The sequence below is a fragment of the Segatella copri genome, assembly GCF_002224675.1.
GTDB classification, from domain to species: Bacteria; Bacteroidota; Bacteroidia; order Bacteroidales; family Bacteroidaceae; genus Prevotella; species Prevotella copri_U.
The window spans coordinates 1-18,965 of record NZ_NMPZ01000025.1 but is presented as its reverse complement, the minus strand read 5'-3'; the positions used below and the strand labels follow the sequence as shown (position 1 = coordinate 18,965).

The 18,965-nt window shown below is 48.3% G+C and carries 15 protein-coding genes, 2 tRNA genes and 1 pseudogene; 8 read left to right on the top strand and 10 right to left on the bottom strand.

Annotation, left to right across the window (positions count from 1 at the left end):
* Positions 1-11: 11 nt before the first annotated feature.
* Both CFT61_RS13140 and CFT61_RS13135 read right to left on the bottom strand, forming a co-directional pair.
* Positions 12-923 carry a ParB/RepB/Spo0J family partition protein gene (locus CFT61_RS13140; RefSeq protein WP_089544894.1) on the bottom strand — a complete coding sequence of 304 codons (912 nt, stop codon included), beginning with the start codon at positions 921-923 and terminating at the stop codon, positions 12-14.
* A 61-nt stretch (positions 924-984) separates the two neighbouring features.
* Positions 985-1,749: a ParA family protein gene (locus tag CFT61_RS13135; RefSeq protein WP_089544868.1), complete on the bottom strand. Its 765-nt coding sequence runs from the start codon at positions 1,747-1,749 to the stop codon at positions 985-987.
* A gap of 154 nt (positions 1,750-1,903) precedes the next feature.
* Between CFT61_RS13135 and surE the strand changes: the two genes are divergently transcribed.
* Together surE and lpxB are read left to right on the top strand one after the other, a co-directional pair.
* Positions 1,904-2,668 carry a 5'/3'-nucleotidase SurE gene (gene surE / locus CFT61_RS13130; protein WP_176425608.1) on the top strand — a complete coding sequence of 255 codons (765 nt, stop codon included), beginning with the start codon at positions 1,904-1,906 and terminating at the stop codon, positions 2,666-2,668.
* Positions 2,665-3,804: pseudogene (lpxB, locus tag CFT61_RS13125) on the top strand (lipid-A-disaccharide synthase); the annotation flags it as partial. The gene surE and the pseudogene lpxB, both read left to right, overlap by 4 nt.
* A 427-nt stretch (positions 3,805-4,231) precedes the next feature.
* Here lpxB and CFT61_RS13120 read toward each other — a convergent pair.
* From CFT61_RS13120 to rsfS, 3 genes are all read right to left on the bottom strand, one after another.
* Entirely contained in the window at positions 4,232-5,098 is an 867-nt protein-coding gene (locus CFT61_RS13120) for a phosphatidate cytidylyltransferase (RefSeq protein ID WP_089544865.1), read from the bottom strand.
* An 11-nt stretch (positions 5,099-5,109) separates the two neighbouring features.
* Positions 5,110-7,281, bottom strand: a complete 2,172-nt coding sequence (ftsH, locus tag CFT61_RS13115; RefSeq protein WP_254918979.1) for an ATP-dependent zinc metalloprotease FtsH — start codon at positions 7,279-7,281, stop codon at positions 5,110-5,112.
* Between the two features lie 132 nt (positions 7,282-7,413).
* Entirely contained in the window at positions 7,414-7,773 is a 360-nt protein-coding gene (rsfS, locus tag CFT61_RS13110; protein ID WP_089544864.1) for a ribosome silencing factor, read from the bottom strand.
* A gap of 213 nt (positions 7,774-7,986) precedes the next feature.
* On the opposite strand from rsfS, the gene CFT61_RS13105 reads away from it, so the two are divergent.
* Positions 7,987-8,057: transfer RNA gene (locus tag CFT61_RS13105), tRNA-Gln, on the top strand.
* Positions 8,058-8,092: 35 nt separating this feature from the next.
* Positions 8,093-8,163: transfer RNA gene (locus CFT61_RS13100), tRNA-Gln, on the top strand.
* A gap of 155 nt (positions 8,164-8,318) precedes the next feature.
* Here CFT61_RS13100 and CFT61_RS13095 read toward each other — a convergent pair.
* The 4 genes from CFT61_RS13095 to CFT61_RS13075 form a co-directional block, all read right to left on the bottom strand.
* Positions 8,319-10,079, bottom strand: a complete 1,761-nt coding sequence (locus CFT61_RS13095) for a DUF349 domain-containing protein (RefSeq protein WP_089544863.1) — start codon at positions 10,077-10,079, stop codon at positions 8,319-8,321.
* A gap of 201 nt (positions 10,080-10,280) precedes the next feature.
* Positions 10,281-11,207 carry a magnesium transporter CorA family protein gene (locus CFT61_RS13090; RefSeq protein WP_089544862.1) on the bottom strand — a complete coding sequence of 309 codons (927 nt, stop codon included), beginning with the start codon at positions 11,205-11,207 and terminating at the stop codon, positions 10,281-10,283.
* A gap of 311 nt (positions 11,208-11,518) precedes the next feature.
* Entirely contained in the window at positions 11,519-12,982 is a 1,464-nt protein-coding gene (locus CFT61_RS13080) for an aminoacyl-histidine dipeptidase (protein WP_089544860.1), read from the bottom strand.
* Positions 12,983-13,060: 78 nt separating this feature from the next.
* The gene (locus CFT61_RS13075) at positions 13,061-14,059 is read right to left on the bottom strand and encodes a lysylphosphatidylglycerol synthase transmembrane domain-containing protein (protein ID WP_089544893.1); all 999 of its coding nucleotides are present in this window, start codon (positions 14,057-14,059) and stop codon (positions 13,061-13,063) included.
* 193 nt (positions 14,060-14,252) lie between these two features.
* Here CFT61_RS13075 and rsmA point away from each other — a divergent pair, with 193 nt between their 5' ends.
* Genes rsmA through CFT61_RS13055 form a run of 4 tightly spaced genes read left to right on the top strand, consistent with a single transcriptional unit; the run spans position 14,253 to position 17,581 of the window.
* Positions 14,253-15,062: a 16S rRNA (adenine(1518)-N(6)/adenine(1519)-N(6))-dimethyltransferase RsmA gene (gene rsmA, locus CFT61_RS13070; protein ID WP_089544859.1), complete on the top strand. Its 810-nt coding sequence runs from the start codon at positions 14,253-14,255 to the stop codon at positions 15,060-15,062.
* Positions 15,063-15,086: 24 nt separating this feature from the next.
* Positions 15,087-15,647, top strand: coding sequence for a ribosome recycling factor (gene frr / locus CFT61_RS13065; protein ID WP_089544858.1), 561 nt, complete (start codon positions 15,087-15,089; stop codon positions 15,645-15,647).
* Between the two features lie 43 nt (positions 15,648-15,690).
* Complete coding sequence (gene rsgA, locus CFT61_RS13060) at positions 15,691-16,623, top strand: ribosome small subunit-dependent GTPase A (protein ID WP_089544857.1); 933 nt, start codon at positions 15,691-15,693, stop codon at positions 16,621-16,623.
* A 37-nt stretch (positions 16,624-16,660) separates the two neighbouring features.
* Entirely contained in the window at positions 16,661-17,581 is a 921-nt protein-coding gene (locus CFT61_RS13055; protein WP_089544856.1) for a helix-turn-helix domain-containing protein, read from the top strand.
* Between the two features lie 64 nt (positions 17,582-17,645).
* Here the strand turns inward: CFT61_RS13055 and CFT61_RS13050 are convergent, their stop codons facing one another.
* Positions 17,646-18,161 (bottom strand): TlpA family protein disulfide reductase, encoded by a 516-nt coding sequence (locus CFT61_RS13050; protein ID WP_089544855.1) that lies wholly within the window; start codon positions 18,159-18,161, stop codon positions 17,646-17,648.
* Between the last annotated feature and the right edge of the window lie 804 nt (positions 18,162-18,965).

The window sequence follows — 18,965 nt, the reverse complement described above, 5'->3', positions numbered from 1 at the left end:
TAAAACAAGATTTATTCCTGTTTCAGTTTATCGAAAACGTTCATGATGTGCTCCAGTTCCTCTTCATTACTGAATGGGATGCTGATTTTTCCCTTGCCCTTGGCAGAGCAGGTGAATTGCACCTTGGTATTGAGGAATTTGGAGAGCTTTTCTCTAAGCATGGTGAATTCCTCGGGTATCTGTGTCTTGGCAGTGATGGTTTTCTTGCCGCTTTCCACGTCTTCACCGCTTTTCAGTCGCTGTACCATCTCTTCCACCTTTCTCACGGAGTAACCGTTCTTCTGGATTTCCTTGAAGAGCTTGATCTGAAGTGACGGACTGTCGAGTGCTAGGAGCGCTCTGCAGTGTCCCATATCGATTTCTTTCTTCTGGAGCGCCATCTGCACCTGTGCCGGCAGCTTCAGGAGTCGGAGATAGTTGGCAATGGCAGCACGGCTTTTGCCCACACGTTCGGAAATTTTTTCCTGGGTCATTCCCTCGTTTTCCAGAAGATGTTCGTATGCGAGTGCAATCTCTATGGCGTTGAGGTCCTGGCGCTGGATATTCTCCACGAGCGCCATCTCCATCACGTTTTCATCGCTGATGGTGCGGATGTAGGCAGGTATTGCCATGAGTCCAGCTAGTTGTGAAGCTCTCCATCGTCTTTCTCCCGCAATAATCTGGAATCGGTTTTCCGAAATCTGTCGCAGGGTGATAGGCTGGATGATGCCGATGGCACTGATGCTATCGGCGAGTTCGCGCAGCGCCTCTTCGTCAAACTCCCGTCGTGGCTGGTTTGGGTTTGCCTCGATCTGATCGAGAGGTATCTCGTTGATGGTGCTGCTGCCCTGAGTACGTACTCCCTCTGTCGAGATGAGGGCATCGAGTCCGCGGCCCAGGGCGTTGTTTCTTATGCCGTTATTGAATTTCTTATGTACTGCCATTTTTGCTTTGAACTTTGAATTTTGAACATTGAACTTTCCTGATGGGTTCAATTTCCAAATCTTATCTATTCTTGTTGATAATTTCCTTTGCCAGTGCCAGGTGGTTCTTGGCACCATTTGATTCTGCATCGTAGAGAATGACTGGGAGGCCGTGGCTCGGACTCTCGCTCAATTTCACGTTGCGCTGGATGACAGTCTTGAATACCAATTCCTGGAAGTGGCGCTTCACCTCGTCGTAAATTTGGTTGGCGAGTCGGAGGCGGCTGTCGTACATCGTCAGCAGGAAACCTTCTATTTCGAGCTTCGGATTCAGCTTGCTCTTGATGATCTTGATGGTGTTGAGCAGCTTGCTGATTCCTTCCAGTGCAAAGTATTCACATTGCACTGGGATGATCACGCTGTCTGCGGCGGTAAGCGAGTTCACTGTTATCAAACCCAGCGATGGGGAACAGTCGATGAGAATATAATCGTATTCTTCGCGGATGGGGTCGAGCAGTTTCTTGATTACTTTCTCGCGATTCTTAAGGTTGAGCATTTCTATCTCAGCTCCTACAAGATCGATGTGGCTCGGCACGATGTCGAGTCCGTCGATGTCGGTAGTGTAGATGGCATCACGCACATCTGCATGGTTGATGATGCACTCATAGAGTGAACAATCTACCTCGCTGATGTCCACACCCAGACCGCTGGATGCGTTTGCCTGAGGGTCGGCATCGATGACGAGTACCGTTTTCTCCAGGGTAGCAAGCGATGCAGCCAGGTTGATGGTGGTTGTTGTCTTTCCGACGCCACCTTTCTGATTAGCTAATGCTATGATTTTTCCCATTTTTAAAGTCTATATAATAACCTGAAGTGTGCGCCTGCGAGTCTAAAATGGCTTTTGCGCACAGAATTTTTCGGCAAAGATACAAAAAATATGCGAGAAATATGTTTCTTTAAAGGTTTTTTCGTACTTTTGCACCAAAAAGAAAGATATTTTTATGGAAAATAAGAGACCTTTAGTGTTAATTTCAAATGATGATGGCTATCATGCCAATGGTATCAAGACCCTCGTGCGCTTTCTGAAAGACTGGTGCGACGTACTCGTTGTGGCTCCCGAAAGTGCCCGCTCCGGATTCGCCTGTGCCTTCTCGGCTACCACTCCGTTGCGACTGAAGCGCCGTCATAATATGGGCGAAGATGTGGAGGTTTGGTCGTGCAGCGGTACGCCGGTGGATTGTGTCAAACTGGCGCTCGACCAGTTCTACAAGGACCGTCGCCCTGATCTCGTAATCGGTGGTATCAACCATGGTGATAATTCCAGTGTGAACAATCACTATTCAGGTACGATGGGCGTAGCCAAGGAGGGATGTATGCAGCACATTCCTAGCATTGCCTTCAGTAGTTGCAACTATGATGAGAATGCCGATCTCTCGCCTTTGCGAGACGGTGTAACCCGGGTGGTGAAGATGGTTCTGGAGAAGGGCTTGCCGAAATATACCTGCCTGAATGTTAACTTCCCGGCACAGCCTCCGTTCAAGGGCTTCAAGGCTTGCAGAATGGCACATGGTTCGTGGATCAACGAGGTGGAACATCGTACGCACCCTCATGGGTATGAATACTATTGGATGGTGGGCGATTATCGCAATGACGAACCGGATGCTGCGGATACAGATCAATGGGCGGTGAATCATGGCTATATTGCCATCACGCCGACCAAGATTGATATCACGGATTATGATTGGATCAAGAACTTTGAATTATGAAGTATTATTTGATTGTAGGAGAGGCGAGTGGTGATTTGCATGCCAGTAGATTGATGCGTTCGCTAAAAAATGTTGACGAGTTTGCGGAATTTAGGTTCTTCGGTGGTGACTTGATGGCTGCCGAAGGTGGCACTCGTGTCAAGCATTACAAGGAGCTTGCCTATATGGGCTTTGTTCCTGTGCTGATGCATCTGGGTACCATCTTTTCTAATATGAAAAGATGCAAGGAAGATATTGTGAAATGGAAACCGGATGTGGTAATCCTTGTAGATTATCCTGGATTTAATCTGAATATCGCTAAGTTCTTGAAAAAGAAGACTAATATTCCGGCGTACTATTATATCTCGCCTAAAATCTGGGCGTGGAAGGAATGGCGAATCCGCAGTATCAAGCGTGATATCGCCGAACTTTTCTCCATCCTGCCTTTCGAGGTGCCTTTCTTCGAGAAAAAGCACCGTTATCCTATCCATTATGTAGGTAATCCTACGGCAGAAGAGGTGAATGAGTTTCGGTCGGAATATCATCAGAATTTCGTGGAGTTTTGTGAAGAGAATAATCTGGACAGGCATCGCCCGATTATTGCTTTGCTTGCCGGAAGCCGTTTGCAGGAGATTAAGGATAATCTGCCTGCCATGATTGAGGTGGCAGAGCGGTTTGAGGATTACCAGATGGTGCTTGCAGGAGCTCCTTCCATCGAGGATTCTTATTATGAGAAGTTCCTGAAGGGTACGCCTGTCAAGATGGTGCGCAATAAGACCTATCCGCTCCTGAGTCACAGTACGGCGGCTTTGGTAACGAGTGGTACGGCTACTTTGGAGACGGCGCTGTTCGAGGTTCCGCAGGTGGTTTGCTATGAGACTCCATTGCCGCATCTGGTTCGCCTTGCGTTTAAGCATGTGATGTCGTGCAAGTATATTTCGCTGGTGAATCTGATTGCCGACAAGGAAGTGGTGCAGGAGATGTTTGCTGACCGTTTTCAAGTGGATGCCATCGCCGACCAGCTTTATCGGATTTTGCCAGGCAAGGAGGGTAGGGAGCGTATGCTTTCTGAATATCGTGAGGTGAGAGAGCGTCTGGGCAACCAGGTTGCTCCTGATGAGGCTGCTGCCATTATGTTAGATCTTTTGGTCAAGCGTCGTGAAATGCTGGTTAGACTTGCTAAGGAGAGAGCCGAAGCTGAAGCCAAGGCTGCTGCCGAAGCTGCCGAGCGTGCCCGATTGAAAGCCCTGGCCGAAGCTGAAGCTGCAAAAAAGAAAGCGGAACAACAGGCTGAGGCCGCAAGAAGAAGAGCGGAAGAGGAAGCCGAAAGGGCAAGAAGGAAGGCGGAAGAGGCTAGAAGACTGGCAGATGAAGAAGCCGAAAGAGCCAGAAGGAAGGCGGAAGAGGCTAGAAGACTGGCAGATGAAGAAGCCGAAAGAGCCAGAAGGGCAGAAGAACAGCTTAATGAGTCGCAGCAGGAGGAATTGAAATAGTTGCTCTATGGGTACCGTTATAAATTAAAAAATCCAAGCTAGAATGAATCTGGCTTGGATTTTTTCTTATTGTATTTTTTCAGAATGGAGTCTATCCGAAAAGCTGGAGGGTGTAGAGATAAATCACGGCAGCTGGAATCGCCATAAGTGATGAATCGAAGCGGTCGAGCATTCCGCCATGGCCCGGCAGGATATTACCACTATCCTTTACTCCCAGGGTGCGCTTGAAGAGACTTTCTACCAAATCGCCCCAGGTTCCGAAAACCGCTACAACTACTCCTAAACCTACCCATCCGAGAATGCTGAGGCGGTGAGCCTCGCCATCGTTGGCAATGTAACCGATGATGATGGCTGCGATAATTACGAAGATACCACCACCGATGCTACCTTCCCAACTCTTCGCCGGACTGATGCGAGGAAACAGCTTATGCTTGCCAAAAAGCGAACCGCTGCAATAAGCACCCGTATCATTGGTCCAGAGGAAGATGAATACGCTCAGAGGCAAGAGCATGTCGTAATGAATCTGACCATCGAATGCCGAAGTCTCAAATGCCAACACGTTGATCATCGAGAATGGAAGGGCAATGTACATTTGCGAAAGCATGGTGTAAGCCCAGTCGTTGATGGCGTTCTTGTTGGCTGTATAGAGCCCTCCGATGAAGAGGTAGATGATGGTGAGCAAGTATGGTACGAATACCACGAAGTTGCCCACGATACCTGTGCGGAATCCAGCTACGGCAAGGAAGAAATATACTCCTGCCACGGTGGTAATGAATCGGTTGACGGTTACGTCTTCCTTTTGGTTCACCAGTCCGCAGTACTCCCAGATGCTTAGGCCTGTAATCAGGGCGAACAGGAATACCATCGCCCTAGGATTCAGGAAGCAAGATACCATACACACAACGAAGAGTACGCCTGTGATGGATCTAATTACTAGATTTTTTTGTTTCTCAGTCATGATCTTGCTTTTTATTCGTTATTTTTCTTGTTTCCAGAAGTTTTCTCGTACTCCTTCTCTGAAGCATCATCTGAAGTCTTTTCGGAACCCTTCTCTTCTGCATCCTCAGAAACCTTTGCGGGAGCTTTCTCTGAAGTATTCTCTTCAGCCTCCTCCTTCGAAGCTTTCTTTGCCTCTTCGTGCTCCTTGATGGCTGCCTGAACCTCAGGCATATCCTTTACGGCATCATCAATCTTAGGCTGTTCGTCCTCCATGATTTCCTGAGAACGGCTCAGCCAAGGACGCTTGCCGAAGATGTGCTCCACGTCTTCGGCCATAATCACCTCTTTTTGAATCAGCAGCTCGGCAAGGGCGTTGTGACCCTCCTTGTGCTCCATCAGGATGTTCTTGGCACGGGTGTATTGCTCGTTCACCATCTGCAGAACCTCCTTGTCTATCTCGCGGGCTGTAGTCTCTGAGTATGGACGCTGGAATGAATACTCGTTCTGGTTGTAATAGCAGATATTTGGCAAAGTCTTGCTCATACCCAGATAAGCCACCATTCCGTACGCACTCTTGGTCGCGCGTTCCAGATCGTTCATCGCACCGGAAGAAATATGACCGGTGAAGAGTTCCTCGGCTGCACGTCCACCCATCAGCGAGCACATCTCATCGAGCATCTGCTCCTTGGTGGTAATCTGTCGCTCCTCAGGGAGATACCAGGCTGCTCCGAGTGCCTGACCACGAGGCACGATCGTAACTTTGATGAGTGGATTGGCATACTGACAGAACCAGGAAATGGTTGCATGGCCTGCCTCATGGAGTGCGATGCTTCGTTTCTCATCGGCAGTCATCACCTTGGTCTTCTTCTCCAGTCCGCCTACGATTCTATCTACGGCATCAAGGAAATCCTGCTTGCATACCGCCTTCTTGTCGTGGCGGGCAGCAATGAGGGCTGCCTCGTTACATACATTTGCAATATCAGCACCCGAGAAGCCAGGGGTCTGGCGAGCCAGGAGGTCCACGTCTACAGTGTCATCTATCTTGATAGGCTTGAGGTGGACCAGGAAGATTGCCTTACGCTCGTTCAAGCCTGGGAGATCTACGTGGATTTCTCGGTCAAAACGGCCGGCACGGAGCAGGGCGCTGTCGAGCATATCTACACGGTTGGTAGCTGCCAGAATGATGACACCACTATTGGTACCGAAACCGTCCATCTCTGTAAGCAGGGCGTTGAGCGTGTTCTCTCGCTCGTCGTTTCCGCCCATTGCCGGGTTCTTGCTGCGGGCACGGCCCACAGCATCAATCTCATCGATGAAGATGATGCAAGGAGCCTTCTCCTTTGCCTGGCGGAAGAGGTCGCGGACGCGCGATGCACCCACGCCGACGAACATCTCTACGAAGTCTGAACCGCTCATGGAGAAGAATGGTACGCCAGCTTCGCCAGCTACAGCCTTTGCCAGGAGAGTCTTACCGGTTCCTGGAGGACCAACGAGCAATGCGCCCTTAGGAATCTTACCACCAAGATCGGTATATTTCTGCGGATTCTTGAGGAATTCCACGATTTCCTCTACTTCCTGCTTGGCACCTTCCTGTCCGGCAACATCCTTGAAGGTGATTCCCAGGGAATTTCCCTTCTCGTACATCTTTGCCTTGCTCTTACCTACATTGAAGATGCCGCCGCCCATATTGCTCATACCGCTTCCCATTCTGCCTGACATCCAGTAGATGAAGAGGAAGAAGAGGAGGAGAGGGGCAACGCTCATTACGAGATTCCAGAAATCATTGCTCTTCTGGTTATCGTAACTGAAGGAACGGATTTTCTTCTCCTTCACCATTTCGTTGGCGTAGCGATCTACCTCGTCGATCGATCCGAACTGTACCTTGACGTAAGGATTCGGTCCTACGCTCTGGGCACTCATTTTATAGACATCTCTCGTATATTTCGGGTTGATATATATCTTGAGAGTACTTTCCGTCTTGTTGGCTACTACGCTCAGCACGTATCCCTTATCTACATATTGTTTGAATTCGGTATAGGTGGCTTCCTTGGCTGCGCTTCCGCCCAAGGCATCACCACCGCCACTGAAAAACAAAGCGATGAGGGCGATGAGGATAATGGTGTAGAGCCAATTCATGTTAAACCTAGGCATCTTCGGACCTTTTCCTCCGCCAGGATTATTGAAGTTGTTGCTTTGTTCCATTGTTATTGTTTATTTCTATTTGATGTATGCTCTTTTTTTCTCTCTTGATGCGTTGTTTTAGTGCATCATCTTCCTTAATGCCGTTCTTGAAGCATCTGTAGAGTCTGCTGCCAAGTTCGGTATTCTTGGGAATTAGTCGAGATTCGGAATATGGGTAAGCTTGGCGTCTGCCCAGAGATGCTCCAGATCGTAATAGGCGCGTACTTCTGGCAGGAAGATGTGAACGAGAACATCCACAAAGTCCATAGCCACCCACTGGTCGTTGCCCAGACCTGCCACATTCACCGGCTTTTCGCCAAGGTTCTTGCGGCACATGTCGCCCACTGATTCTGCGATGGCTTCTACCTGTGTAGGTGATCCACCCTGGCAGATGATGAAATATTTGGCGATGGTGCCATCCATTTCACTGAGGTCGGCGATAACGATGTCTTGACCTTTTTTCTCCTGTATTCCTTCCTTAATAGTCTCTACGAGTTGTTTAACTGTGTTCATTTAATCTTTCTTTATTTTTTTATTTTCTTTATTTACTACCTTATTATATGTAATTATGGTACAAAGATACGCTAAATACCCGAAAAAGCCATAGAAAACAGAAAAAATTGAGATTTTTTAGAAAAAAGTGCTGAAAAATTTTGGTGATTCAAAAAAATGTTGTACCTTTGCACCCGCAATTGAGAAACAATATGCTTGAGATTGCAATGATATTGGGATATGGTGTAATGGTAACACTACAGATTCTGGTCCTGTCATTCCTGGTTCGAGTCCGGGTATCCCAACTTCATCATTCAGGTATTCTTCTTAAAAGTAAAATTGGGATATGGTGTAATGGTAACACTACAGATTCTGGTCCTGTCATTCCTGGTTCGAGTCCGGGTATCCCAACTAGAGAGCATCTTTCATTTCGAAAGATGCTTTTTTCGTATATTTACCTTTTGGAGATTGAGGGAGAACTTTGCATTCTACTATGTTCTTCAAAAGAAAAGAGGGTGTGTCATGGACTTATGGCACACCCTCTTATTTGATTTCAATAAAATCTTTTATTTGTTCTCTGCATCAATAGCCTTGATTTTCTCTTTTACGAGCTTTAAGTCTTCTTTGAGCTTTTCTACCTTGCGGTTCATTTCCTCTACCAGGCTATTACCCTTCTTGCTTGCGGCATTGAGGAAGCCGAGGTTGTTCTCGTAGGTTGTAATCTCAGCGCGCAGCTGATCGTAGCGGCGCAGCAGTCTGCCACGTTCGTTGTCTAATGCGTTGACACCTTTCTCGGCAACATTCTTGAGGTTGTTCTTGAAGTTGTGGATATGGCGCTTGGCATTGTTGGAACGTAAGGTCTTGTAGAGCTTGTCCATCACTTCGTGATACTCCTGGTAAACCTTGTCTTTCTCCTTGAATGGTACGTGACCTACAGCGTTGTACTCTGCGATGAGGTCCTGCATATTCTTCTGCAGGTGCTCGCCGGCGTTCTCAACCAACTCGTTGAGCTTGGCGATGATCTCACGCTTCTTGTCCAGGTTGGCATGCTCCTCGCTGCGTGCACCGGCATTCAGCTTGTTGCGTGCATCGAAGAACTTGTTGCATGCGCCGAGGAATTCCTTCCAGAGCTGGTCGCCCTGCTTGCGAGGCACGTAGCCAATGTTTTTCCATTCTCTCTGCATCTGGATCAGCTTGTCGCCGGTCTTCTTCCACTCAGTGCTATCTGCCAACTGCTTAGCCTTCTCCACGAGTTTCTGTTTCTTCTCGAGATTCTCTGCATATTGGCTCTTGATATTCTTGAAGAATTCAGCCTTCTTGCTGAAGAATTCGTCGTTGGCGATTCGGAAGCGCTCGAAGATCTTCACGTTCATCTTCTGAGGAGCAAAGCCTATCTTCTTCCATTCACCCTGAATTTCGATGATAGCCTTGGTAGCATCCTCCCAATCGGAAGCCTGCTTCTTCTCCTTCAGATTGATAGCCTCAATCTTTTCGCAGAGGGCAGTCTTGTTGGCAAGATTCTCCTCCTCCTTGGCACGCAGATCCTCGAAGTGCTGCTGGTGCTTCTTGTTGATTACGGTGCTTGCGTTCTTGAAGCGGGTCCAGATTTCCTCGCGCAGCTCTTTTGCTACAGGACCGATTTCGCGGTATTCCTGGTGCAGGTCTTGCAACTGGTGGAAGGCTGAGATTACATCTGGCTCTTCTGCGAGCTTCTCGGCAGCCTCACAGAGCTTGGTCTTTGCCTCAAGGTTTTTCTTGAAGTCGTATTCGCGAGCCTCGTTGTTGAGTTTCAGAAGGTCGTAGAACTGCTCCACGTAGAGCTGGTAGTTCTTCCATACCTCGTTTGCCTTGTCGGCAGGGATAGCCTTGATTTCCTTCCATTCCTGCTGCAGGGTCTTGAATTCCTGATATGATTTGTTGGCCTCTTCTGGCGAAGTGGTCATTGCTTTGATCTTTTCGATAATCTCAAGTTTCTTCGCAAGGTTTTCCTGCTTTTCCTCTTCCTGCTGAAGGAAGATCTTGGCTCTCTTTTCCTTGATAATCTGCATTTCGGCCTTGAAGGCTTCTTCTGTGTCATCTGGTAAGAGAACATACTTTTCAGGATCACCACCTGCTGCGAGATACTCTTTTGTCTGCGCATCTCTTTCTGCGAGATGAATCTTGTAGAAAATTGTCTTCAGCATATCAAGCTCCTCTTTGTTAGGAACTTCTGCACTATGAGCAATTTCTTTTACTCTTTCGAGTACTTCCTGCTTGGTGGCGTATGCCTTCTTGGCAGGATCCAGGGTGCTCTGCTGCAACAGAGCGTTTTCTTGAGAGTCCATCATGTCACTTTGTTTAGTTTATGATTCGAGTTTCTTTGGCCGGTAGTCGTCTCAGACGATTCGACCCACAAAAATATTTATTATATTAATTCTGCAAACTTAAACAAAAAAATCGAATATCTAGTCAAGATATTCGATTTTTTATACTTTTATAACAATAGAAGCCCTTAGGGCTGCATTTTCCAGCTATAATTGTTCCAATATTTATAACAGTCGCTTGTATCTCAGGAAGCCCCAGCTTAAGCCTGAGACGATGAACGAGAGCACCAGAGCGAAGGCGAATCCGTAAGGACTCTCTTCCATGCCGTTGATCAGGTTCATACCGAACAAGGATGAAATCAGCGTTGGCAACATCATGACGATACTGATACTGGTGAGGGTACGCATCGTGGTGTTCATATTGTTGTTGATGATGCTCGAGTAGGTATCCATCGTAGATTCCAGAATGTCGGAGTAGATACTGGTGGTTTCCCTAGCCTGCGTCATCTCGATGTTTACGTCCTCAATCAGGTCAGCATCCAGCTCATCCACCTGCAGCTTGAACTTCAGTTTAGAGAGCAGGGTTTCGTTGCCGCGGATAGAGGTGGTGAAGTAGGTGAGGGAGTCCTGCAGGCGGCTCAGGCCTATCAGACTCTCGTTGTTCACGCCGTGGTCAAGATTTCTCTTGGCCTTCTCGATGAGCGAATTGATCTGTTTGAGTCGTTTCAGATACCATACGGCAGAAGAGAGGAAGAGTCGGAATATCATATCCACATAGTCGGTGAATCCTTCGCCGCGTTTCTGCTGATAGCTTACGAAGTCTATCATCATATTGGTTTCGTAGAAGCATACGGTAATGGTTACGTCGCGCTTATGGATGATGCCTAGCGGCACTGTGGTATATGGGGTGCGGCTGCGTATTTCCTTGACGTAAGGGATACGGAGGATGATGAGCATCCAACCGTCGTCGTATTCGTAGCGGGCACGCTCATCGGTATCGCTGATATCCGAAAGGAAATAATCAGGGATCTTGAATTCTTCTTCCAGCAGTCGCTGGTCTTCATCGGTTGGACATGTTACCTGTACCCAACAGTTTGGCTGCCACTCATTGAGTGCAGTCAGATTCTTATCGATATTCCAGAAAGTCTTCATTGTTTGCTAATCTCCAAATAATAAAAGGTTTGGGTATGGAGATGAGCATTGGGTTGCGCCCTTCTTGTGGGCTTACGGTTGCTGAATCTCCACGCCTTACAATTCGTTATTGTTCTCCGCGTGATAATCGTCCATTTTGGTTGTTATTTAATGAAACATCTGCAAGCTTTTCTGTATTCTGTTCTTCGCAGTTTTACAGTTCTTGCCAAATCGCCTGCAAAGGTAATGATTTTAATTGAGAAAAGGAACAAAAAAGCCGAGAAATTTCTTTCTCGGCTTTCTTTTTTCATCTTTTTGTAATTTCTTTTTTCTTATTTAGCAGGAATCTCAGCCAGGAGCTGCTTCATCAGGTTCCAGAAAGGAGCTACGCAGCTAATCTGGCAGCGCTCGTTGGCTGTGTGAGGGCTGAGCAATGTAGGGCCAAATGAAACTACATCGAGGTGAGGATACTTGCCCAGGATGATAGAGCACTCCAAACCTGCGTGAACAGCCTGTACTACGCCGTCCTTGCCGTTCTGCTCCTTGTAAACCTTCAGTACATGCTCCAGAATGTCGCTCTTAGGGTTAGGGTTCCAGCCGCCGTAAGCGCCGCTGAACTCTACCTTCATGCCAGCCATGTTGAAGCAGCTCTCCATCATGGTAGCGAGATACATCTTGTAGTACTCGTGGCTGGAACGGGCCAGAATCTTGATGGCAGCCTTGCCACCGCCAATCTCGATGATGGCGAGGTTGGAAGATGTCTCTACGATGCCTGGCATAGATGGAGCCATACGCAATACGCCGTCGTGGCAGGCATAGATGGCATCTACCAGGTTGTCCTGAATCTCTGCAGGAACCTCTGTAGCTGGAGTCTCTACGTTCTCGGTGAAGAATTCAATGTTCTCGATGTTTTCAATGCCGTTGAACTCATCGCAGATCTCGTCCTTCCAGTCGGCTACCATGTCGTTCAGTGCTTCTACGTTCTCCTTTGGCAGGGTGAGGACTACCTGTGCCTGGAATGGGATGGCATTGCGCATGTTGCCGCCCTGCCATGAAGCCAGACGTGCGTCAAGCTCAGAGATGGCCTCGCGTACGAAGCGAACCATGCACTTGTTGGCGTTGGCTCTGCCTTCGTTGATCTCGATGCCGGAGTGACCGCCCTTCAGTCCCTTCAAGGTAACCTTCACGGCTGCATCTTCCTTGTCTGTCTCTACCTCTTTATAGTCGAGTGTTGCTGTAATGTCGATACCGCCGGCGCTGCCGATTACGAACTCGCCCCATACCTCAGTATCGAGGTTCAGGAGAATGTCACCGTTCAACTCGCCCTCAGGAAGACCGTTGGCACCAAACATGCCTGTCTCCTCATCTGCAGTGATCAGACCCTCTACTGGTCCGTGCTGCAGGTCCTTAGCCTCCATCACAGCCATGATGGTAGCTACACCCAGGCCGTCGTCGCTACCCAGAGTAGTCTTATTGGCACGTACCCAGTCTCCGTCAATGATGGTCTCGATTGGATCGTTCTCGAAGTCGTGGTTGCTTTCAGGAGCCTTCTGAGGCACCATATCCATGTGTGCCTGCATGATAACACCCTTTCTGTTCTCCATGCCTGGAGTAGCAGGTTTGCGCATCACGATGTTTCCGGCAGCATCCTGGAAAGCCTCTACGCCAGCTTCCTTTGCCCAGTCGAGCAAATAAGCCTGAATTTTCTCCAAATGTCCTGATGGACGTGGAACTTGTGTCAACTTGTCGAAATTACGCCAGATTTCCACTGGACTAAGATTCTTAATGTCAGCCATAATATCTTTATTTAAATTGTTAATGTTCTATTTGTTTTTGAATGTTATGCTTCTTGTTCCTGTGTTCGAAAACATCGCTTATTTCTGAATTTGAAGCTTCTTTGTAAACGCCAGTGCTATCCATCCGTAGATGCCCAGCAGGATGACGAGCAGGGTCTGTACGGAGTGAACGATGAGCACGAAGTAGAGGGCGTCGTTCTGCTGGATGCCATAGAGGATAAGCATTGTCTTCACTGCGAAATGCCATGGACCCGCTCCATTGGGTGTAGGTACGATTACAGCTATGCTTCCCACGATGAAGGTCACCAGTCCGCACATCAGATTGAGATGGCTCGTAGATTCAAAGCACTGGAAGGTGAGATAGTAGTGCAGGAAGTAGCTCAGCCAGATGCCCAGGGTGAAGGCGATGTAGAGCGGTACGTTTCTCACGCCCTTCAGCGAGATTACTCCCTGCCAGAGTCCGTTCAGCGTAGCTTTCACCTTATTATATATAGACAGTTTCTTGAGCAGTATGTGAGCCAGGAAGAGTACGGCGATGCCGCAGATGGTGGTAACCAGGTATCCTGTGGCTGTGAAGTTGCCCAGGATGCTGTCCATACTCGTGCCCGTCTTGTCGAAGAAGTTCAGGAAGACGGGAATCTGCATCAGGAACACCAGTCCTGTGATAAGTAGTACGAGCAGCGAGTCGATGGCTCTCTCGGTCACCACGGTACCCAGTGCTTTCGGAAACGAAACGCCGTCCCATCTCTTCAGTACGGCACATCTTGCAAATTCACCCGAGCGGGGGATGACGAGGCTCAGGGCATACGAGAGGAATATGGAGTTGATGCTTACGCTGCTGCGCGACTTTTCGCCGATGGGCTCCAGCGCCTGCTTCCATCTCCATCCTCTGAAGAGCTGTGCCGAGATACCGAAGGGGAACGACAGCAGCATCCAGGTCCAGCTCATCTTGTGGAGCAGTACCTCCTCCACCTGCTTGAAATCGAATCCGCGATACATCCAATAGAGGATGGCACCGCCCAGAAACAAGGAGAGTGCCACCTGCCAAATATTGTTTGCTATCTTTTTCTTTTCCATCATAGCTGCAAAGGTAACACTTTTATCGCTTATATGGCACTACTTTCGCATATTTTTAGCATAAATAAACGGTTAGACTCCTTTTTATTTCCTCTTTTTTATATAAAAGATGAAAAAAAAGCATTCAAGGGGTGATTTCTCGAAAAATAATCGTATTTTTGCAAAATAAATATATCAATATCGTATAGAACGTATGAAAGCTGTAAAGCCAAAGAAAAATCTAGGTCAGCACTTCCTTACTGACCTCAACATAGCCAAGCGCATCGCCGACACGGTGGATGCCTGCCCTGATATACCTGTTCTTGAAATTGGACCGGGTATGGGCGTTCTTACCCAATATCTCGTAGAGAAGCCTCGCCCGGTAAAGGCGGTGGAAATCGATTCTGAGTCGGTAGCATATCTCCACGAGAATTTCCCGACACTGAAGGATAACATTATCGGAGAGGATTTCCTGAGGATGGATCTCAACCAGATATTCGATGGAAAGCAGTTCGTGCTCACGGGCAACTATCCATACGATATCTCTTCGCAGATCTTCTTCAAGATGCTCGATTACAAGGATCTCATTCCTTGCTGCACGGGTATGATTCAGCGAGAGGTGGCTTTGCGCATGGCTTCCGAGCCGGGCAACAAGGCGTATGGTATCCTCAGCGTACTCATCCAGGCATGGTATGATGTGGAGTATCTCTTCACCGTAGATGAGGGCGTGTTCAATCCACCGCCAAAGGTGAAGAGTGCCGTCATCCGCATGACCCGTAACAAGGTGACCGATCTGGGATGTGATGAGAAACTCTTCAAGCGACTGGTGAAGACCGTGTTCAACCAGCGCCGCAAGATGCTCCGAGTAAGCCTCAAGCAGATGTTCCCGGGTGTAACCCCACGTGAGGATTTCTACACCACCGACATCATGACCAAGCGCCCTGAGCAGCTCAGCATCCAGCAGTTTGTGGAACTCACCAACTATGTGGGCGAAGAACTGAAACGATTGGAATTAATAAAATAATAAACAAAAAAATATATACAGACTATGATCGACGTAAAAGAAACTTTGAATTCTGCAGCAGAGCGTATGGAGATGGCTGCAATGTATCTCGCAGAAGAGCTCTCTCATATTCGTGCTGGTCGCGCCAACGTGGCTATCCTCGACGGCGTGCGTGTTAACAGCTATGGCAGCATGGTTCCATTGAACCAGGTGGCTACCGTAACCACTCCAGATGCCCGCACTATCGCCATCCGCCCTTGGGACAAGAAGGCTATCAAGGATATCGAGAAGGCTATCATGGACAGTGGCGTGGGTATTACACCAGAGAACAACGGTGAAATCGTACGCCTCGGAATCCCTCAGCCTACTGGTGAGCGCCGTAAGGAGCTGGTTAAGCAGTGCAACAAGATTGCGGAGCGTGCCAAGATTGAGGTTCGCAACGTGCGTCAGGAAATCAAGGAGAAGCTGAAGAAGGCTATCAAGGATGGTCTTTCAGAGGACTTGGAGAAGGATGCAGAGAATGATTTGCAGAAGCTTCACGACAAGTACATCAAGCAGCTCGAAGGTTTGATGGACGAGAAGGAAAAGGAAATCATGACTGTCTAGAAAGACGTCATGTTTATCAGACTTACATTATTAATATGTGATAATGAGAGGACTCGTTATTAAGAATACAGGCAGCTGGTACACCGTCAAGACTGACGATGGCCAGCTGATTGAAAGCAAAATCAAGGGCAATTTCCGATTGAAGGGCATCCGCAGCACCAATCCTGTGGCTGTGGGCGACTATGTGCAGCTCATCACCAACCAGGAGGGCACGGCGTTCATCTCTTCCATCGAAGACCGCCAGAACTATATCATCCGTAAATCACCCAACCTCAGCAAGCAGAGTCACATCCTTGCGGCTAATCTCGATCAGGCGCTGCTTGTGGTTACCGTGAATTACCCTGAGACTTCCACCACCTTCATCGACCGATTCCTGGCTGGAGCCGAGGCATACAGAGTGCCCGTCATCATCGTGTTCAACAAGTGCGACCTTCTAACCGAAGAAGAGCTGCGCTACGAGAAAATGATGCGCACCCTCTATGAGACCATTGGTTACCAGTGTGTAGAGATTTCGGCTGCTACCGGTGAGGGCGTAGATGAGTTGCGTCCGCTCATCCGAGACAAGAAGTCGCTGCTCAGCGGCAACAGTGGCGTAGGCAAGTCAACCCTCATCAACCAGCTCATTCCGGATGCCGGACAGCGCACCGCCGAAATCAGCGAGGCGCATAACAGCGGTATGCATACCACCACCTTCAGCGAGATGCTGGAACTGCCGGAAGGGGGCTATCTCATTGATACTCCGGGCATCAAGGGCTTCGGTACCTTTGATATCGAGAAGGAGGAACTCACCAGCTATTTCAAGGAAATTTTCAAGTTTTCGCAGAACTGCAAGTTCTCCGACTGTACCCACACCCACGAACCGGGCTGTGCCGTCATCAAGGCTGTGGAGGAGCATTATATTGCTGCCAGCCGCTATCAGAGCTATCTTTCTATGCTCGAGGATAAGGACGAGAATAAGTATCGTGAGGCATTCTAGAAACCATGGTTTCCGGAGTGGATATAAAATAAGAATTATGGCAAAACAGGAACTGAAGGATTTTAAACAGCGCGTAGAGGAAGGCGAATTTGCACAGAGCGCAGAGATTTCTGCCAGTTATCTCGACGAAGACATCCTGATCATAGACAATGTCAAGGTGTTGCAGAATCCAGACCCCGTGAGATTGCAGATGAACATGATAGCATCCTGCTTGCGTGGCAGTCTGAAAGTAGAGTATAATGGCAATATCCTCTTGGTAGAGAAGGGCGATATCTTTATCTGTCCTCCCAACTCTACACTCGACATCGTGGAAGTGTCGGGCGATTTTGCGTGCACGGCGATGTGTGTGAGCAATCACGGCATGCTGAATATCCTTCGTTCTCATATTTCGGTATGGAATCGGGCGATGTATGTGAGCAAGGTGTCTGTGCTGAAGATGAACGAGGTGGATATGGTATTCTATGCCAAGTTCACCGATCTGGTGCGTCTGTGCCTGGATCCGTCGTTCTGCGAGCGCACTTCGTGGAAGCCTTATCGCCGAGAGATTGTGGAGACGCTCTTGAAGAGTGCGCTCCTGGCGGTGAGCAACATGCTGCTGGAGGATATGCCGAAGGAGGAGCTGAATTCCAGTTCTAGCGAACTTTTCGATCAGTTTCTGGAGCTGTTGCAGCAGGCGGAGGTGAAGCATCAGCCGGTGGAGAATTTCGCCCGCAAGCTCTGCATCACCCCGAAGTATCTCTCCATCATCTGCAAGCGCCATTCGGGCAAGACGGCGATAGAGTGGATTACGGAATATACGCTTGCCGACATCACTTATCTCCTCCGTTCCACCTCGAAGACCATCAAGGAGATTTCAGGCATTCTTGGTTTCTCCAACACATCTTTCTTTGGCAAGTATGTGAGGGAGCATCTCCACATGTCGCCATTGAAATACCGCGAAAGTTTGAGGAAGAAATAGCGTTTTGCTATGCTATCTCAAGAAAAATGGCAACCGGAAATAATTCGGTTGCCATTTTTCTTTCTTACTTCTCTGGGAAGATTTCTGCCAGTTTCTTTGCCATACGCTCAGCGAGTACGGTGGTATAAACTACCTTGCCCTCCGGGTTGATGAGATACATGGTAGGAAGCCAGGAAATCTTGTAATCCTTGGAAATCTGGGTTTCCTTCCACTTCTTGAACTCGCTGTACTGCTCCCATTCCACACCGTTTGCCTGGGTGTAGTTGTCGAGCTTCTGCTTGTCGGTATCCATGGATACACCGATGAACTTGGCACGGGTGCCGTACTTTTGGAACATCTCCTTGACGGTAGGAATCTCTCTACGGCAATCAGGACACCAGGTAGCCCAGAAATCCAATACCGTCCATGTTCCCTTCTTGAGAGCAGGGAAGGCTGGGGCCTCAGTTCCTGCAGCCAGGAGATTCTTGGCATAGAGTACATCCACATCCTGTGGGTTCTGGGCAGTTGTTGCGCTGCCCTGAGCGCTGGCTCCGATAACAGATGCTGTCATGAGGAGCAAAGAGAATATTGCTTTTTTCATTTTTCTTTGTATTTAAAAACTGCTGCAAAGATACGGATATTTTTTTGAATTTGCTATCGGATGAAAGAAAAAATGCCGGGTGCATCTTGAAAAAGATGGCCCGGCATTGTTTTTGCCTCTACTTTCTGTTTTATTTTAAGATCACTTTCTCAGAATAGGCTTTGCCGTTTACGGCTCGTTCATATACATACACAGAACTTATATCCAACAACTTATCTCCCATCAGCTGATTTCCGCTTGCACAACAGGTGTTGGGCGAGCGCATAACAGCTGATATGCAAGCGCACAACACCTGTTGTGCGGCTGAAGATATAGGCTTCTCCGGCTTATACCATTAATCCTTCTGACAACAAGTAAAGGTTACTCCGAAGACTTCTTACGTTAAACCGATGCAACAATGATAGCACTTACAAGGCACGATGATAGTACTGACGATGCGTAAAGCAGCTTGTAGCGATTATTGCCTCACTATGGCACAACATTGCCCCTTACCAGGGCAATAATCTGCCATTGCCAGGCACAAAACGATACGTCGGGAGTTTTTTTTATAAAAGCACCACTCTTCTTTTTACTCTTCACTCTTCACCAAATCGGCTGAAACCCCGATAAACACTGGGGTTGCGAGAGGTGAAGAGTTACGTACCACTCTTCACCACTCTTCACCACTCTTCACCACTCTTCACCTTCGGATTGCGCACGGAATTGAAACGGAAGCTCGCCCTGTTCGGTTGGGGGGCTGAAACCACTTTTTTTATGTCCCACAGATTTCATAGATTTACACAGATTTTTCGGTAAGCGGCTCCG

Bases quoted from the DNA above. Each gene is read 5' to 3' on its own strand.
- CFT61_RS13140 (WP_089544894.1), bottom strand. From the start codon at position 923: ATGGCAGTACATAAGAAATTCAATAACGGCATAAGAAACAACGCCCTG.
- ftsH (WP_254918979.1), bottom strand. From the start codon at position 7,281: ATGGAACAAAGCAACAACTTCAATAATCCTGGCGGAGGAAAAGGTCCG.
- CFT61_RS13080 (WP_089544860.1), bottom strand. From the start codon at position 12,982: ATGGCTGACATTAAGAATCTTAGTCCAGTGGAAATCTGGCGTAATTTC.
- surE (WP_176425608.1), top strand. From the start codon at position 1,904: ATGGAAAATAAGAGACCTTTAGTGTTAATTTCAAATGATGATGGCTAT.
- CFT61_RS13075 (WP_089544893.1), bottom strand. From the start codon at position 14,059: ATGGAAAAGAAAAAGATAGCAAACAATATTTGGCAGGTGGCACTCTCC.
- CFT61_RS13050 (WP_089544855.1), bottom strand. From the start codon at position 18,161: ATGAAAAAAGCAATATTCTCTTTGCTCCTCATGACAGCATCTGTTATC.
- CFT61_RS13055 (WP_089544856.1), top strand. From the start codon at position 16,661: ATGGCAAAACAGGAACTGAAGGATTTTAAACAGCGCGTAGAGGAAGGC.
- rsmA (WP_089544859.1), top strand. From the start codon at position 14,253: ATGAAAGCTGTAAAGCCAAAGAAAAATCTAGGTCAGCACTTCCTTACT.
- rsfS (WP_089544864.1), bottom strand. From the start codon at position 7,773: ATGAACACAGTTAAACAACTCGTAGAGACTATTAAGGAAGGAATACAG.
- rsgA (WP_089544857.1), top strand. From the start codon at position 15,691: ATGAGAGGACTCGTTATTAAGAATACAGGCAGCTGGTACACCGTCAAG.
- CFT61_RS13120 (WP_089544865.1), bottom strand. From the start codon at position 5,098: ATGACTGAGAAACAAAAAAATCTAGTAATTAGATCCATCACAGGCGTA.
- CFT61_RS13090 (WP_089544862.1), bottom strand. From the start codon at position 11,207: ATGAAGACTTTCTGGAATATCGATAAGAATCTGACTGCACTCAATGAG.
- frr (WP_089544858.1), top strand. From the start codon at position 15,087: ATGATCGACGTAAAAGAAACTTTGAATTCTGCAGCAGAGCGTATGGAG.
- CFT61_RS13135 (WP_089544868.1), bottom strand. From the start codon at position 1,749: ATGGGAAAAATCATAGCATTAGCTAATCAGAAAGGTGGCGTCGGAAAG.
- CFT61_RS13095 (WP_089544863.1), bottom strand. From the start codon at position 10,079: ATGATGGACTCTCAAGAAAACGCTCTGTTGCAGCAGAGCACCCTGGAT.